The organism is Streptomyces populi, from assembly GCF_002911015.1.
In the GTDB taxonomy this organism is placed as follows: domain Bacteria; phylum Actinomycetota; class Actinomycetes; order Streptomycetales; family Streptomycetaceae; genus Streptomyces; species Streptomyces populi.
Window position 1 is genome coordinate 66,030 of record NZ_KZ626846.1, and the last position, 13,824, is coordinate 79,853.

The 13,824-nt window shown below is 71.4% G+C and carries 14 protein-coding genes; 12 read left to right on the top strand and 2 right to left on the bottom strand.

Going from position 1 to position 13,824, the window contains the following annotated elements; genetic code table 11:
• The first annotated feature begins 75 nt into the window (after window positions 1–75).
• From CW362_RS05925 to CW362_RS05980, 12 genes are all read left to right on the top strand, one after another.
• A complete protein-coding gene (locus CW362_RS05925) occupies window positions 76–4,626 on the top strand; it encodes a DUF6531 domain-containing protein (protein ID WP_112477696.1) in 4,551 nt (1,516 codons plus the stop codon).
• Window positions 4,627–5,247, top strand: a complete 621-nt coding sequence (locus CW362_RS05930; protein ID WP_103548293.1) for a hypothetical protein — start codon at window positions 4,627–4,629, stop codon at window positions 5,245–5,247.
• 46 nt (window positions 5,248–5,293) lie between these two features.
• Complete coding sequence (locus tag CW362_RS05935; protein WP_240657677.1) at window positions 5,294–5,878, top strand: hypothetical protein; 585 nt, start codon at window positions 5,294–5,296, stop codon at window positions 5,876–5,878.
• Between the two features lie 466 nt (window positions 5,879–6,344).
• Window positions 6,345–7,073, top strand: coding sequence for a hypothetical protein (locus CW362_RS05940; protein ID WP_103548295.1), 729 nt, complete (start codon window positions 6,345–6,347; stop codon window positions 7,071–7,073).
• Window positions 7,074–7,093: 20 nt separating this feature from the next.
• Complete coding sequence (locus CW362_RS05945) at window positions 7,094–7,954, top strand: hypothetical protein (protein WP_103548296.1); 861 nt, start codon at window positions 7,094–7,096, stop codon at window positions 7,952–7,954.
• Window positions 7,951–9,261, top strand: coding sequence for a TadA family conjugal transfer-associated ATPase (locus CW362_RS05950; protein WP_103548297.1), 1,311 nt, complete (start codon window positions 7,951–7,953; stop codon window positions 9,259–9,261). The genes CW362_RS05945 and CW362_RS05950 overlap by 4 nt, the downstream gene beginning before the upstream one ends.
• 155 nt (window positions 9,262–9,416) lie before the next feature.
• The gene (locus tag CW362_RS05955) at window positions 9,417–10,346 is read left to right on the top strand and encodes a type II secretion system F family protein (RefSeq protein WP_103548388.1); all 930 of its coding nucleotides are present in this window, start codon (window positions 9,417–9,419) and stop codon (window positions 10,344–10,346) included.
• Window positions 10,343–11,266: a type II secretion system F family protein gene (locus tag CW362_RS05960; protein WP_162683975.1), complete on the top strand. Its 924-nt coding sequence runs from the start codon at window positions 10,343–10,345 to the stop codon at window positions 11,264–11,266. Before CW362_RS05955 ends, CW362_RS05960 begins: the two co-directional genes overlap by 4 nt.
• A 51-nt stretch (window positions 11,267–11,317) precedes the next feature.
• Window positions 11,318–11,569 carry a hypothetical protein gene (locus CW362_RS05965; protein WP_037627216.1) on the top strand — a complete coding sequence of 84 codons (252 nt, stop codon included), beginning with the start codon at window positions 11,318–11,320 and terminating at the stop codon, window positions 11,567–11,569.
• Window positions 11,570–11,664: 95 nt separating this feature from the next.
• Window positions 11,665–12,045 (top strand): TadE family protein, encoded by a 381-nt coding sequence (locus CW362_RS05970; protein WP_240657695.1) that lies wholly within the window; start codon window positions 11,665–11,667, stop codon window positions 12,043–12,045.
• Window positions 12,042–12,488 (top strand): TadE/TadG family type IV pilus assembly protein, encoded by a 447-nt coding sequence (locus tag CW362_RS05975; RefSeq protein ID WP_103548299.1) that lies wholly within the window; start codon window positions 12,042–12,044, stop codon window positions 12,486–12,488. Before CW362_RS05970 ends, CW362_RS05975 begins: the two co-directional genes overlap by 4 nt.
• A 56-nt stretch (window positions 12,489–12,544) precedes the next feature.
• The gene (locus tag CW362_RS05980) at window positions 12,545–13,012 is read left to right on the top strand and encodes a TadE/TadG family type IV pilus assembly protein (protein ID WP_240657679.1); all 468 of its coding nucleotides are present in this window, start codon (window positions 12,545–12,547) and stop codon (window positions 13,010–13,012) included.
• 53 nt (window positions 13,013–13,065) lie between these two features.
• On the opposite strand, the gene CW362_RS05985 is transcribed toward CW362_RS05980, so the two are convergent.
• Complete coding sequence (locus CW362_RS05985) at window positions 13,066–13,461, bottom strand: hypothetical protein (RefSeq protein ID WP_240657681.1); 396 nt, start codon at window positions 13,459–13,461, stop codon at window positions 13,066–13,068.
• Between the two features lie 31 nt (window positions 13,462–13,492).
• Entirely contained in the window at window positions 13,493–13,822 is a 330-nt protein-coding gene (locus CW362_RS05990; RefSeq protein WP_103548301.1) for a hypothetical protein, read from the bottom strand.
• Window positions 13,823–13,824 lie beyond the last annotated feature (2 nt).

Consider the following 13,824-nt stretch of genomic DNA (forward strand, 5'->3'; position numbering starts at 1 on the left):
CTCACCTTGCGCCGGTCCAGTAACTTCGCTCGTGCGTACGGGTGTTGTTGAGACGGGCGTGACGGGGGTTGCGGCATGGCGGGGAACCGGCCGGGGGACTGGCATGTGCTGGATCTGGACCGGGATCCGACGCCGGGTGATCCGGACCGGGTGCGGAAGCTGTCGAAGGATCTGCATGATTTCGCCGATGACGTGTCGGACGCGTTGCGGCTGATCAAGGGGATGGCGGGCGAGGACGCCGTTCTGGCCTGGGCGGGGAAGTCGGCGGAGGCGTTCCAGGCCGAGTTCTCGGGTGTGCCGAAGCAGTTGAAGAAGCTGAAGAAGTCGTACGAGATGGCGGGGGACGCGCTCGGGGACTACTGGCCGAGGCTGGAGCGGGCGCAGGCGCTGGCGGACAAGGCGCTGGTGAAGGGGCGGGAGGCGCAGGCCGATCTCGCCTCGGCCAAGTCGCGTCTGTCGTCGGCGGATTCGTGGGTGACGCGGGCCGGCAAGGAGGCGGACAAGTACAAGGACGATCCGACCGGCAGCAAGGAGGCGGAGAAGCCGGACGAGGCGAAGGTCCGTGCCGCGACCCGGGACGCCCAGCACGCCAAGTCGGCGCAGGCCAGTGCGCGGTCGGACGTGGCGGATGCGAACGGTGCGCTGGACGCGGCGAAGAAGATGGCCGAGGACGCCCGGAAGATGCGGGAGGAGGCGGCGCGGGACGCGAAGTCGAAGATCGGCGAGGCGTCGGACGCGGGGATCCACAACCGGAAGTGGTGGGAGGAGGTCGGGGACTGGTTCTCCGACAACTGGGACACCATCGTCACGGTGTGCAAGGTCGTCGTGGCGGTGGTCGGGGTCATCGCGATGATCATCGGGGGGCCGATCCTCGGCGCGATCGTGCTGGTCGCTGCCCTGGTCGTGCTTGCCGACACGCTCAACAAATACGCGAAGGGGCAGGCGTCCCTGTGGGACGTGGCCTTCGCGGCGCTGGACTGCATACCGGGCGGCAAGGGCATCACCAGCCTGGGCAAGCTGGCCAAGGGGCTCAAGGGCCTGAAGGGCCTGGGCAAGACCGGGCTCAAAGGCATGGCCATGAGCCTGCGCGGTCTCGGTCCACGCATGAAGAACCTCGGGCGACAGATGAAGAAGCTCGTCACCCGTGGTGATCCGATCGACATGGCCACCGGCCAGATGGTCATGTCGGCGACCGACGTCAGCCTGGACGGCATGCTGCCGCTGCTCTTCGAACGCCACCACCGCACCGGGGTCCACGGCGGCCGTCTGCTGGGACCCGGCTGGACCTCGACGTTCGACCAGAGGCTGCTTCTCGACGCGACCGGAGTGAGGCTCGTCGTGGAGGACGGCATGGTGCTCACGTATCCCGTGCCCGAGCCCGAGGTCCCGGTCATGCCGGTGGCGGGTCCGCGTTGGCCGCTCGGCTGGGACGGCGGGGAGCTCACCGTCCACCGCCCCGAGACGGGCCGGACACTGCGCTTCCGGCCCGTCCCCGGCCGCCCGCCGTCGGAACAGGTCCTCACCCTCGTCACCGACCGCAACGGCAACACCGTCTCGGTCGTGTACGGCACCGACGGCACGCCCACGGAGATCGTCCACCACGGCGGCTACCGGATCGGCGTGGCCTGTGAGGACGGCCGTGTCGTCGAACTGAAGCTGACCAGCCACCCGGAGCGGCCCACGTTGGTCCGGTACGCCTACGACCGGAGGGGAGACCTCGCCGGGGTCCGCAACTCCTCCGGTCTCTGGCTGGAGTTCGACTACGACGACCGGCATCGCATGACGGGCTGGAAGGACCGCAACGGCTTCAGGTACCGCTTCGCGTACGACGAGGCGGGCCGGTGCGTCGCCGGGCGTGGGGACGACGGCATCCTCGACTACGCCTTCAGCTACGACGACGCGGCCCGGCGCACCACCGCCGTCGACTCCCTCGGCCGGACCACCGTCTACCAGTTCGACGACGCCTACCGACTGACGTCCGAGACAGATCCGTTGGGCCGCACCACCGTCCAGGAGTGGAACCACAGGGATCAGCTGGTCGCGCGGACCGATCCGTTGGGCCGTACCCTGCGGCTCGACTGGGACGAGGAGGACAACCTCGTAGCCGTTCGCCTGCCCGACGGCTCCGTCTCGACGACCGTGTTCAACGAGCTGAACCTCCCGGTCGAGGTGACGGGATACGACGGGACCACCACGCGGCAGGGCTGGGACGAGCGGGGCAACTGCGTCTCCGTGACGGACGCGTCGGGCGCCGCCGCCGTGTTCACCCACGATCGGACCGGCGCCCTGACCTCGCTGAGCGATCCGCTGGGCGCGGTGCGGACGTTCGTCAACAATGCCGCGGGGCAGCCCGTTTCGGCCGTCGATCCGCTCGGGGCGGAGACGCGCGTCGCCTACGACGACTTCGGCCGGCCCGTCACGCTCACCGATCCGCTGGGCCTCATCACGTCCCTCGCCTGGACCGTCGAAGGGCACCAGGCGTCGCGCACCGACCCCGACGGAGGAACGGAGTCGTGGACGTACGACGGTGAGGGCAACTGCGTCACGAACACCGACGTCCTCGGCCGGGTGACCCGTTACGCCTACGGCGGCTTCGACGTGGTCAAGGCCCGGACCACGCCCGAGGGCGTCCGCCACACGTTCACGCACGACACCGAGTTGCGGCTCACCCAGGTCACCGATCCCCGCGGACTGACCTGGGACTACGTCTACGACGCCGTGGGCAACCTCACGTCGGAGACCGACTTCGACGGCCGGACCATGCGCTACGTCCACGACCCCGCGGGTCAGCTGCTCAGCATCACCAATCCGCTGGGGCAGGAGACGGCGTACGCGTACGACCTCGTCGGCAACCGGACCGGGAAGACGGTCGACGGCCGGGCCACGGCCTTCGCGTACGACGCGAACGGCCGCCTCCTGCGGGCCACGGGGCCCGACGTCACCCTCGCCTTCGCCTACGACCCGGCCGGCCGTGTCACCGCCCAGGAGGCCGACGGACGCACACTGACCACGGCGTACGACGTGCTCGGGCGTCCCGTCGGACGGACCACGCCCGCCGGCGCCACCGCCTCGTACACCTATGACACCGCCGGCAACCGCACCTTGCTGGACACCTCCGGTCACCGCCTCGCCTCCGCGTACGACCCGCTGGGCCGCGAGATCACCCGCCGGCTCGGGGACCGGGGGCTCACCCTGACCCAGACCTGGGACGCCGACGACCGCCTCACCGTTCGCACGCTGGACGCCGGGGGCAGGCGGCTGAAGCACGACGCGTACACCTACCGTGCCGACGGCAGCGTCACCGCTGTGGAGGACTCCGCCCGTGGGCGGCGCAGCCTCGACGTCGACGGGACCGGCCGGGTGACCGGGGTGAGGGCCGCCGACTGGACGGAGTCCTACGCCTACGACGAGGTCGGCAACCAGACACGGGCCGCGTGGCCGGAGGGGCTGCCGCTTCCCGACGCGCGCGGGGACCGCGCCTATGCCGGCAACCGCGTCAGCCGGGCCGGCTCCGTCCACTACGAGTACGACACCGCGGGCCGGGTCGTCCTGCGCCGCAAGGCGCGGCTGTCCCGCAAGGCCGCCGTCTGGCGCTACACGTGGGACGCCGAGGACTGCCTCACCTCGGTGGTCACTCCCGACGGAACGGTCTGGCGCTACGTCTACGACCCGATGGGCCGGCGGACGGCCAAGCAGCGCCTCGGACCCGACGGGTCGACGGTCATGGAGGAGACCCTCTTCACCTGGGACGGTCCCCACCTGGTGGAGCAGACGACCCGGACCGCCGGCGGCGTGGAGGAGGTCACCCTCACCTGGGACCGGGACGGCATCCGGCCGCTCGCCCAGACGGAACGCCGCAGCACGCCGGACGATCCGCGGCGGCACGTCGACGAACGCTTCCACGCCATCGTCACCGACCTGGTGGGGACGCCGACCGAGCTCGTCTCGGAGGACGGTGCCGTCGACTGGCGCGCCACCGCCACGTTGTGGGGCCTGACCACATGGGCCGAGGACGCCGTCGCGAGCACACCGCTCCGCTTCCCCGGTCAGTACGACGACCCCGAGACCGGACTTCACTACAACTTCTTCCGCTACTACGACCCGGCGACCGCGACCTATCTCAGTCCGGATCCCCTGGGCATGGACGCGGGGCCCAACCCGCGCGGATATGTCCTCGATCCGCTCCTGTGGGCCGACTACCTGGGTCTGCTGACCTGCCGGCAGAACGCCAGGCGGCTGCGCAGGAACATGCGGCGCGAGGGGCGGCCGGTGAGCCGGGGACAGGCCGCCGCCCACATCGTCCCGTCGGGCGGCACCGCCGGGCACTGGGTGCCCGGGGCCAGAAGCCGTGCCCTGCTGGACAGGTACGGTGTCGACGTGAACGACGCGGCGAACGGCATACCGCTCGGTCACCCGAGCCCGCACAACTTCACTCACCGCGAGCCCTTCCTGCAACGCGTCAACCAGCGGCTGGACCAGCTGGTGCAGGACAGGACGGCCCGCGGCTTCGGCGTCCGGGCGATCCGTACGGAGCTCCGGCGGGAGCTGCGCGCCATCGGACGCGAGGTCGAGGGAGAGCTCTCGACCGGCGTACCCTCACCGACCGCATTCTGGACGGGACCGTAGATGACCGACAGCACCTCGAACGCCCTTGCCGTCTACCGCCTGCTGCCGCGCATGGGCGAGTTCCGGACGCTGCTCCTCGGCAGTTCCCTGAGGAAACTCATCCGCTGGCAGATCACCGGGTCCGAGGCGGACATGCCGACCTCGTTCACCGGTTCGTGGGACGGCAATCCCGGCTGGCGCAGGAGCGAGTTCCCGAGCGGCTATCCAGGCGCTCCGGTCCTGAGCCGACGCGTGGCGGGCCTGCTCGAGGCCGAGCTGTCGGACTCGGGCCCCCTCGTGCCGGTCGTCACCGAACCGGCCGACCGGGCCCTCCCCGGCGGCGGCGACGGTTCCGACGACTACGTCCTCCACGTCGTGGAGCCCGTCGTCGACTGCCTGGACACCCGCCGGTCGTCCAAGCCGAAGAGGACCACCGGCGAGATCACCAAGGCCCATTTCCGTCCGGAGGCCCTGCCCGTCGGACTCGCCGCGTTCCGGATCCCGGAGTATCGCGGCGGTGTCTACTGGAACGGCTGGGCGGTCGACCGTCTGGCCGCCCTGGTCGGCGACGACCTGGAGACCCGCCTGGTCTGGTCGCAGGACCCGGCCGCCACCCCCCATCCGGCGCCCTGGGGGTTCTGAAGCCGGCCCCGGTCTCCGTCGCGGTGACGGCGTGATGATGGCCTCCATGAACTCCGAGCCCCTGGCCGTGTACCGGCTGATGCCGAGCACCCGGAATCTGCGCACGCTCCGTCTGGACGACTCGCTGGTCGACCTCAAGCGCCGGCAGTTGCAGGGCGACCGGGCCCCGCGGCCCACCGCGTTCGGGGCGGAGTGGACGGGGGACCCGAAGGGCCGCAAGGCCGAGTTCGCGTCCGACTATCCCGGCGCTCCGATCCTCGGCGGCCGACTCGTGGACCACCTGGGGGCCGACCTGGAGAAGTCGGGCCCGCTGCTCCCGGTCCGCGTGGAGGGGTCCCCCGAGGACACCTACGTCCTGCACCTCGTGGACCGGATCGTCGACTGCGTGGACGCCCGCTCGTCGTCCCGGCCCAAGAAGGCCACCGGCGAGATGCGGAAGACCGTGTTCAGCCCGGACGCACTCCCGCTCGACCTGCCCTCCTTCCGCGTTCCGCAGTTCCCCGTCGCGGTCCAGTGGAACGGCTGGGCCGTCGCCCGCCTGGCCGAACTCCTCGGCGACGACCTGGAGACCCGCCTCGTCTGGTCACAGGACCCGGCCGCCGAGCCCCACCCGAGCCCGTGGGGCTTCTGAGCCCGGCTCTCGGCCTTCGAGGCGCCGTCGGTGGCGTTCAGGGGTGGGGTGGTCATCCGGGCCGTGACGGCTGTCCTCCGTGTGGCTGAAAGATCATGTCCTTACGGCCTCATCCGTAAGCGCCTCGTGCAGGCATCGTGCACACCCGGTGACGAAGTGCCGGAAAGGGGCATGTCAGAGATTCGCTGCCGCACAGGTCGGGTGCCCGATGGAACGGTGTGCTCAACAGGGAACCGGAAGGCTGCCGTTGCGCGTCGATAACGTCGAGTCGGGTGTGCTGTAGGGCCCTTGGGGCGCCTTGAGGGGCTTATGTGCGGCTGATACGGTGCCATGGCTTGACACCCGCTCCAGCGCTGGCTATCCGGCCAGGTCGCACGGTCCGTCCCGTATGGGGGCGGAGGAGTGAAGTGTCCTGAATGGCGCGTGAATTGGCAGGCATCATCTTGGGTGTACGGGGAGCGGTCGCGTGAGGATCCAAGAGCGTACGGGGGCGGGCAACGGCCGTTCCGCCGGGTCGGCGCAACCGGCGATCGGTGAGCGTCTGCCCACCCCGCCTCGCGAGCGCAAACCCGCACTGGCCGCCCTCGCGGTGCTCCTCATCCTCGTCGGCGCGCTCGGCGCGACCATGCTGGTGCTGCGTGCCGGTGACCGGGTCGAGGTCGTGAAGGTGACGAGCGACATCCAGGCCGGCGAGTCCGTGGGCGACCACGTGATCTCCGTGCTGGTCGCGGACGACGCCTCCATCAACTACGTCCCGTGGGCACAGATCGGCGAGCTCAAGAAGCTCAAGGCCAAGTCCCCGATCTACAAGGGGACCGTGGTCATCGGTGAGATGTTCGCCGAGGGGGCCGAACTGCCCGCCGGCAAGGTCTCCGTGGGCGTCTCCCTGAAGGAGGGCCAGTACCCCGCGGGCATCAAGCCCGGTGACACGGTGGCCGTCTACCGCGTCGGCGACACCGGATCGAGCGGCAGCCGCGGTTCGTCGAACGCGACGGGCTCCTCCGGTTCCTCGGGCGCGGACAACAGCCTCATCGTCGAGCGGGCGAAGGTCAGTTCGGTCAAGAGCGACTCGGACAGCACGATCAGCAGCACCAACCTGCCCGTCACGCTGATCCTGGACAGCGGTCAGGCGGCGGCCGTCACCGCCGCGGCCTCGGCGGGCCAGGTCGCCCTCGTCATCGTTCCCGGCAACTAGAGGCGAGTGAGTAGACGGACATGGCGCTCATCGCCCTCGCCGCAGACAAGGGTTCCCCCGGGGTCACCACCGCCGCCGTGGCGCTCGCGGCGGTCTGGCCCCGCCGGGTCCTGCTCGCCGAGACCGACCCGGCCGGCGGCGACCTCGTGTACCGCAGCGCGGCGGCCCACGGCGGCCCGCTGAACCCCAACACCGGCATGCTGTCGATCGCGGCGACCGCCCGGCGCGGTCTCGTGCCCGACCAGCTCTGGGACCACGTACAGCCGTTGAGCGGCGGCCTCGAGGTCCTCGTCGGCCTCGGGATGTCCGAGCAGGCCGCCGGTCTCGCCGGACTCTGGCCCACCCTGGGCCGGGCGTTCGCCCAGCTCGCCGACTCCCCGGACGCGCCCGCCGACGTCATCGCCGACTGCGGCCGGATCAGCGGGGACACCCCCGCCGCCGAACTCTTCCCGCACGCCGCCCTGGTGCTCCTGCTGGCCCGCACCGAACCCGAGTCCATCGCCCGCGTCCGCGACCGCGCCGCGGCCCTGTCCGCCAAGCTGCACGGCGGCCCGCGCGGCGCCGGCGGACTCGCCACCCCGTTCATCGGCGTCGTCCTCGTCGCCGACCCGGGCGACTCCGCCAAGCTCGTCCACCAGGTCAACGACATGCTCGTCGCGGCCCAGACCGGAGCCCGCGTCGTCGGGACGATCGCCGACGACCCGGCCGGCGCCGCCCAGCTCGCCGGCCGCCGGCGCGGCCGCCTCGACAAGTCGTTGCTCATCCGCTCGGCCCGCAAGGTGACCGCGGACCTGTACCAGCAGTACGGCGCCGCCTGGTCCGCACCCGCGGACGGACCCCGTGCCGGGCAGGGACAGCCCGCCGCCGGAGCCGGCCGGTGACCGCCGTCGACCACCAGCTGGTCAAGCGGTTCCGGCAGGACGCCGGTGACCGCATCTCCGAACAGCGCCGCGAGGACCAGGTCCGCGGCGTCACCCCGATGTCCGGCGAGGACGAACGGCACTACGCCCGTGCCGTCATCGCCCAGATACTCGAGGACCACGCCCGCACCGAGATCAACCTCGGCCGCACCCCGCTCGACGCGGAGACCGAGGAGCAGTACGCGGCCGCCGTCCACGCCGCGCTCTTCGGCGTCGGCCGTCTCCAGCCGCTGCTCGACGACCCGGAAGTCGAGAACATCGACATCAACGGGTGCGACGAGGTCTTCATCGGCTACGCCGACGGCCGGGAGGCGAAGGGGGACCCCGTCGCCGAGACCGACGAGGAACTCGTCGAGCTGATCCAGGTCCTCGGCGCCTACTCGGGTCTGTCGTCCCGGCCCTTCGACTCCGCGAACCCGCAGCTCGACCTCAGGCTGCCGGACGGTTCCCGGCTCTCCGCCGTCATGGACGTGACCCGCCGCCCGGCGCTGTCGATCCGCCGCGCCCGCCTCGGCAAGGTCTTCATGTCCGACCTCGTGGGCAACGGCACGCTGGCCCCCGAGGTCGCGCACTTCCTCGCCTGCGCCGTCCGCGCCCGCAAGAACATCATGATCGCGGGAGCGACGAACGCGGGAAAGACGACCCTGCTGCGCGCCCTCGCCAACGAGATCCCGCCGCACGAGCGCCTCATCACCGTCGAGCGTGCCCTGGAGCTCGGCCTCGACACCTTCGCCGAACTGCACCCGAACGTCGTGGCGTTCGAGGAGCGGCTGCCCAACTCCGAGGGCCAGGGCGCCATCACGATGGCCGAGCTGGTGCGCCGATCGCTGCGCATGAACCCCTCGCGCGTCATCGTCGGCGAGGTCCTCGGCGACGAGATCGTGACGATGCTCAACGCGATGTCGCAGGGCAACGACGGCTCGCTGTCCACGATCCACGCGAACAGCTCCAGCGAGGTCTTCAACCGCATCTCCACGTACGCGCTCCAGGCGAGCGAGCGGCTGCCCATCGAGGCCAGCCAGATGCTCATCGCGGGCGCGGTGAACTTCGTGGTCTTCATCCAGCGCCGCAACGGCTACGAGTCCGGCGGCCGGCTCCAGCGCATGGTGACCTCCGTGCGCGAGGTGAACGGCGTCGACGGACGGGTGCTGTCCAGCGAGGTGTTCGCGGAGGCCCCGGACGGCCGGATCGTCCCGCACGCGCCCATCGCCTGCCTCGACGAACTCGTCGCGCAGGGCTACCGGCTGCCCGGCAGCGGGAATTGGTGACGACGATGACCCAGGACATGACGGCGGCCACGGTCGCCGCGGTGCCGCACCTGACCACGGCCGTGGCGCCGGGCGGCACCCCGGACACGGCCCCCCTCGCGGGGCTCGGCACCCCGGACACGATCCCGCTCGCGGCCCTCGACTCGCTCGGCACCATGGGCGGACTGTTCTCCCTGCCCGTGCTGTACGCGCTCACCTGCGGGATCGCCGTCGGCGGCGGCCTCGCGCTGTTCGTGATCGCGGTACGCGGACTGCCCGCCAAGCCCGAGCACGAGCGGCAGAAGGCGAGCGAGCGGGCCAACGAGCTGCTCCGCTTCGCCGGCCGGCGCGGCTCGACCGCCGCCATCGCCGGTCTCGTCGTCCTCCTGCTCACCCGCTGGGCCGTCGCCGGACTCGCGGCCGGCGTCCTCGTCTTCTTCTGGGACAAGCTCTTCGGCGGCGCCTCCGAGGAGAAGGCCGCGATGCGCCGGGTCGAGGCCCTGGCCTCCTGGACCGAGTCGCTGCGCGACACCATCGCCGGCGCGGTCGGCCTGGAGCAGGCCATCCCGGCCTCGGCACGCGCCTCCGCCCCCGTACTGCGGCCGCACCTGGACGCGCTGGTGGACCGGCTGCGCTCCCGGACACCGCTCCCCGACGCCCTTCAGCAGCTCGCCGACGAGATCGACGACGCGTCCGCGGACATCATCGTGGCGGCCCTCATCCTCAACGCGCGGCTGCGCGGGCCGGGGCTCCGCCAGGTGCTGGGCGCACTGGCCAAGTCGGCGCGCGAGGAGGTCGACATGCGCCAGCGCGTGATGGCCCAGCGCGCCTCGACCCGCCGCTCGGTGCAGATCGTCGTCGCGGTGTCGATCGCCTTCGTCCTCGGACTGTCCATCTTCAACCGTCAGTTCGTCGAGCCGTACGGCACGGCGGTCGGACAGCTCGTCCTCGCCTGTGTCTGCGGCCTGTTCGGCCTCGGCTTCTGGTGGCTGCGCAAGCTGTCCACGATCGAGACCCCGGAACGCTTCCTGGTACGGGACGAGGCGTCCGTGCGGTTCGTGCGGCCCCGTACACCGGTTTCCGGGGACGAGGCGGTGCGCCGATGAACCTGACCATGCCGATCCTGATCGGCGCCGTCCTGGGCCTCGGCGTCTACGCCCTGGTCCGCGCGCTCATGCCGTCCCGGCGCAGCGCGGTCGCGCAGGTCGCCCGGATCGACGCGATGCGGGCCCGCGGGGCGGCGTACGAGTCCGCGCACCAGGGGCAGCGGGACAGCGGGCGCTTCGCGGGACTGCGCGCCCAGGTCGGTGCGCGCGTCGCCGAGCTCTACCTCCAGCAGGGCTGGGAACAGCGCTCGCTGCGCGCCGACCTGGCCGTCCTGGACCGGAGCTGGGAGAGGTTCCTCGCGACGAAGGTGCTGCTGGCCGCGGCCGGTGTCTTCTTCGGCCCGTTCCTCTTCGCCGTCGTCTGGACCCTCGGTGTCGGGCGCAGTCCGATCATCCCGGTCTGGCTCGCGCTGCTGTTCGCGGTCGTCTTCTTCTTCCTGCCCGATCTGGAGGTGCGGCGGGACGCGGTGGACCGGCGCCGCGACCTGCGGCGGGTGATCGGCGCGTATCTGGACCTCGTGTCGATGAGCCTGGCCGGCGGGCGCGGTCTGCCCGAGGCGCTGATGGCCGCCGCCGAGATCTCCGACGGCTGGGCCACGCAGCGCATCCGCAACGCGCTCGCCGACGCCCGGATCACCGGTACCAGCCAGTGGCAGGCGCTCGGCTCGCTCGGCGAGGAACTCGGCGTCGAGGAGCTCAAGGACCTGTCCGCCTCCCTGGCGCTCGTCGCGGACGACGGCGCCAAGGTGCGCGAGTCGCTCGCCTCGCGCGCCGAGACCATGCGCCACCGCGAGCTGTCCGAGATCGAGGGCAGCGCCGGCGAGAAGTCGCAGTCGATGCTCGTCGCCCAGCTGCTGCTGTGCGCCGGCTTCCTGGTGTTCCTGATCTTCCCGGCGGCGATGCGCGTGTTCCAGGTCTGATCCTCGCCCCGCTCCAACGGCCACCACTCTTCTTCGAGAGGACAACTCACCATGAACGGACGGAACTTCAGCACCGGGATCCCGGGGGTGGACTTCCTGATCACCTTCCTCCAGGGACGGGTGCAGCGCGCCCGCTCCGGCGAACTCGACCGGGGGGCGTCCGCGGTCGAGTGGGTCATCATCTCCGCCGTCGTCGTCGCCATCGTCGGCGTGGTCGCCGCGATCATCAACGCGGCGCTGAGCGACGGCGCCAACAAGGTCGGCAACTGCATCAAGGGCGCCGACGCGGGCAAGACCTGCTGAGTCCGTAGACGGGGATATGAGTGAGCGAGGACCGAGGGGTACGCCGCTGGGCGCGCCGCAGGGTGGAGGCGGCCTCCGCCCGCGGCGACTCCGGCATGACCGCGATCGAGTTCGTGCTGCTCACTCCGGTGCTGTTCTTCATGATCTTCGCGACGGTGCAGTTCGCGCTGTACTTCTTCGCGGACCATGTCGCCCAGGCGGCGGCCCAGGCGGGCGCCCGCAAGGCCCGCGCCACGGCGGACGCGCAGCCCGGCGCGTGGCGCGGGGAGGCGGGCGACGTCGTCGACAGCTACATCCGCCAGCTCGGCCCGAAGCTGGTGCTGTCCCCGGACGTGAGGATGCTCCAGCCGGAGCAGGACACCGTGGGCGTCGAGATCACGGCGAGGGTCCCGGCGGTGTTCCCGGGCCTGGACCTGACCGTGCACGCGCGGTCGTCGGGCCCGGTGGAGCGGTTCGTGAAGGAGGAGGGGCCGTGAGGGGGCCGAGGGCCCTGCTCGGGGCCGTGCGCGACCGCGTGGGCGGCGACCACCGTGACCGGGGGCTGTCCACCATCGAGGTGGTCATCCTGGCGCCGGTGATGATCCTCTTCATTCTCGTGCTGGTGGCGTTCGGGCAACTGGTCGACGGCCGCGGGGCGCTGGACGGCGCGGCCCGGGACGCAGCTAGGGCCGGCTCGATCCAGAAGGACCACGCGACCGCCATGGCCGAGGCACGGAAGGCGGCCGAGGCCGACCTCGGGGACGTCTGCTCGGGGCCGGTGAACGTGACGCAGACCAGCACGGGCTTCGAGCCGGACACGCTGTTCACCGTCGAGGTGAGCTGCGAGGTACGGGGCCTGGCGATGATCGGCCTCGACGTGCCGACCACTCTCCGGTCGTCCTTCAGCTCCCCTCTCGACCCGTTCCGGAGGACGGCATGAAGCGGGGCTCCGCAGCGGGGGCGGGGACGAGGCCGTGCTCCTCCGTGGGGGAGGGCGTGAAGCCGTTCCCCGCCGTACGCGGCTGGGTGGCCGCGCGCCGGGGGCGGCTGGACGACCGCGGGTCGGGCGCCGGCGCGGTCATCATCTTCGCGCTCGTCTTCCTCTCGCTCTCGGCCTTCGTCATCGACGGCGGCATGTCCATCTCCAAGCGGGAGCGGGCCGCGGACATCGCCGAGCAGGCGGCCCGTTACGCCGCCGAGGACATCGACCTCGAATCCCTCTACGAGAACGAGAACGGCCCGGCGCCCATCAACTTCGAGAACTGCGGTGCCCGGGTGAAGGCGTTCGCCCGCGAGATGGGCATGTCCGGCGCGGACATCGCCGCCACCCACTGCGTGACCGCCGACGCCGACCAGGTCGAGGTGGAGGTCCAGCTGACCTATTCGCCGGTCTTCACGGGCATGTTCTACGGCGGAGACGTGACGGTCCACGGCCGGGCGGTGGCGGAGAACGAGGTGGGCTGAGGCGCCGGCCCCGTCCCGGCGGGGTCCCGGCTCCCGTTCTGCCGGGGAGGGACTCAGCCCACCGCGACCCCGAGATCGCGCGTGAGGATCTCCAGCAGCCGTGCTTCGGGCACCTCTGGAACCCGGTACCGGGCGTTCCTGACGTGGGTGAGGAAGTCCGGGGGCAGGGAGACGTGGTACGTGCCGAGGTAGTGGGCCAGGTCCTGCCGCCACAGCCAGGTCCCGTCCGTGGACAGGGACCCGATGCCGGACAGGACGGGGCCCCGCGGGTCCAGGACGTCGGGCCCCGCGCTCGTCTCGGCCCAGACCCCGGCACCCCGCCCGAGATAGCCGACGATCCGGGCCTCGTCCGGCTCGCCCACCGGGTTCACGGCATCCCGCAGAAACCCGTCCGGGGGAAGCCCCCACCCCGGTTCGAGCTCACGGAAGAACCCCACGACCCGGATCATCCCCGCACCTCGCCGATCCGCTGTCCCAGGGCTACTTCGCCCCGTCCTTCTTCTCCGTCTTCACGCCCTCCGAGACGTCCTTGGCCAGCTGGTCGTCGAGTTTGCGGAACTCGCGGACGACGGCGTCGGACATCTTGGCGAGGGCGTCGAGGGACTGGCCGATGTCCTCGCGGCCGTCCTCCCAGCCGGACTCGAAGTCGTCCAGGGCGTCGTAGACGGTGCGGTCGCCGAGGTCGTCCTCGTACGACTCGAAGAGCTTCTTGGTGTGGTTCAGCCGGGTCTTGATGTCCCGCAGCCGGCCGCCGTAGTCCTCCAGCTCGCTCAGCGGGAGCGCGAGGTCGCTCTTGCCGCCACCACCCATGT

What these genes read in the sequence shown, in the direction of transcription:
- CW362_RS05970 (WP_240657695.1), top strand. Translation starts at nt 11,665, where the DNA reads ATGACCGCGATCGAGTTCGTGCTGCTCACTCCGGTGCTGTTCTTCATG.
- CW362_RS05935 (WP_240657677.1), top strand. Translation starts at nt 5,294, where the DNA reads ATGAACTCCGAGCCCCTGGCCGTGTACCGGCTGATGCCGAGCACCCGG.
- CW362_RS05930 (WP_103548293.1), top strand. Translation starts at nt 4,627, where the DNA reads ATGACCGACAGCACCTCGAACGCCCTTGCCGTCTACCGCCTGCTGCCG.
- CW362_RS05965 (WP_037627216.1), top strand. Translation starts at nt 11,318, where the DNA reads ATGAACGGACGGAACTTCAGCACCGGGATCCCGGGGGTGGACTTCCTG.
- CW362_RS05945 (WP_103548296.1), top strand. Translation starts at nt 7,094, where the DNA reads ATGGCGCTCATCGCCCTCGCCGCAGACAAGGGTTCCCCCGGGGTCACC.
- CW362_RS05990 (WP_103548301.1), bottom strand. Translation starts at nt 13,822, where the DNA reads ATGGGTGGTGGCGGCAAGAGCGACCTCGCGCTCCCGCTGAGCGAGCTG.
- CW362_RS05925 (WP_112477696.1), top strand. Translation starts at nt 76, where the DNA reads ATGGCGGGGAACCGGCCGGGGGACTGGCATGTGCTGGATCTGGACCGG.
- CW362_RS05955 (WP_103548388.1), top strand. Translation starts at nt 9,417, where the DNA reads ATGGGCGGACTGTTCTCCCTGCCCGTGCTGTACGCGCTCACCTGCGGG.
- CW362_RS05960 (WP_162683975.1), top strand. Translation starts at nt 10,343, where the DNA reads ATGAACCTGACCATGCCGATCCTGATCGGCGCCGTCCTGGGCCTCGGC.
- CW362_RS05985 (WP_240657681.1), bottom strand. Translation starts at nt 13,461, where the DNA reads ATGATCCGGGTCGTGGGGTTCTTCCGTGAGCTCGAACCGGGGTGGGGG.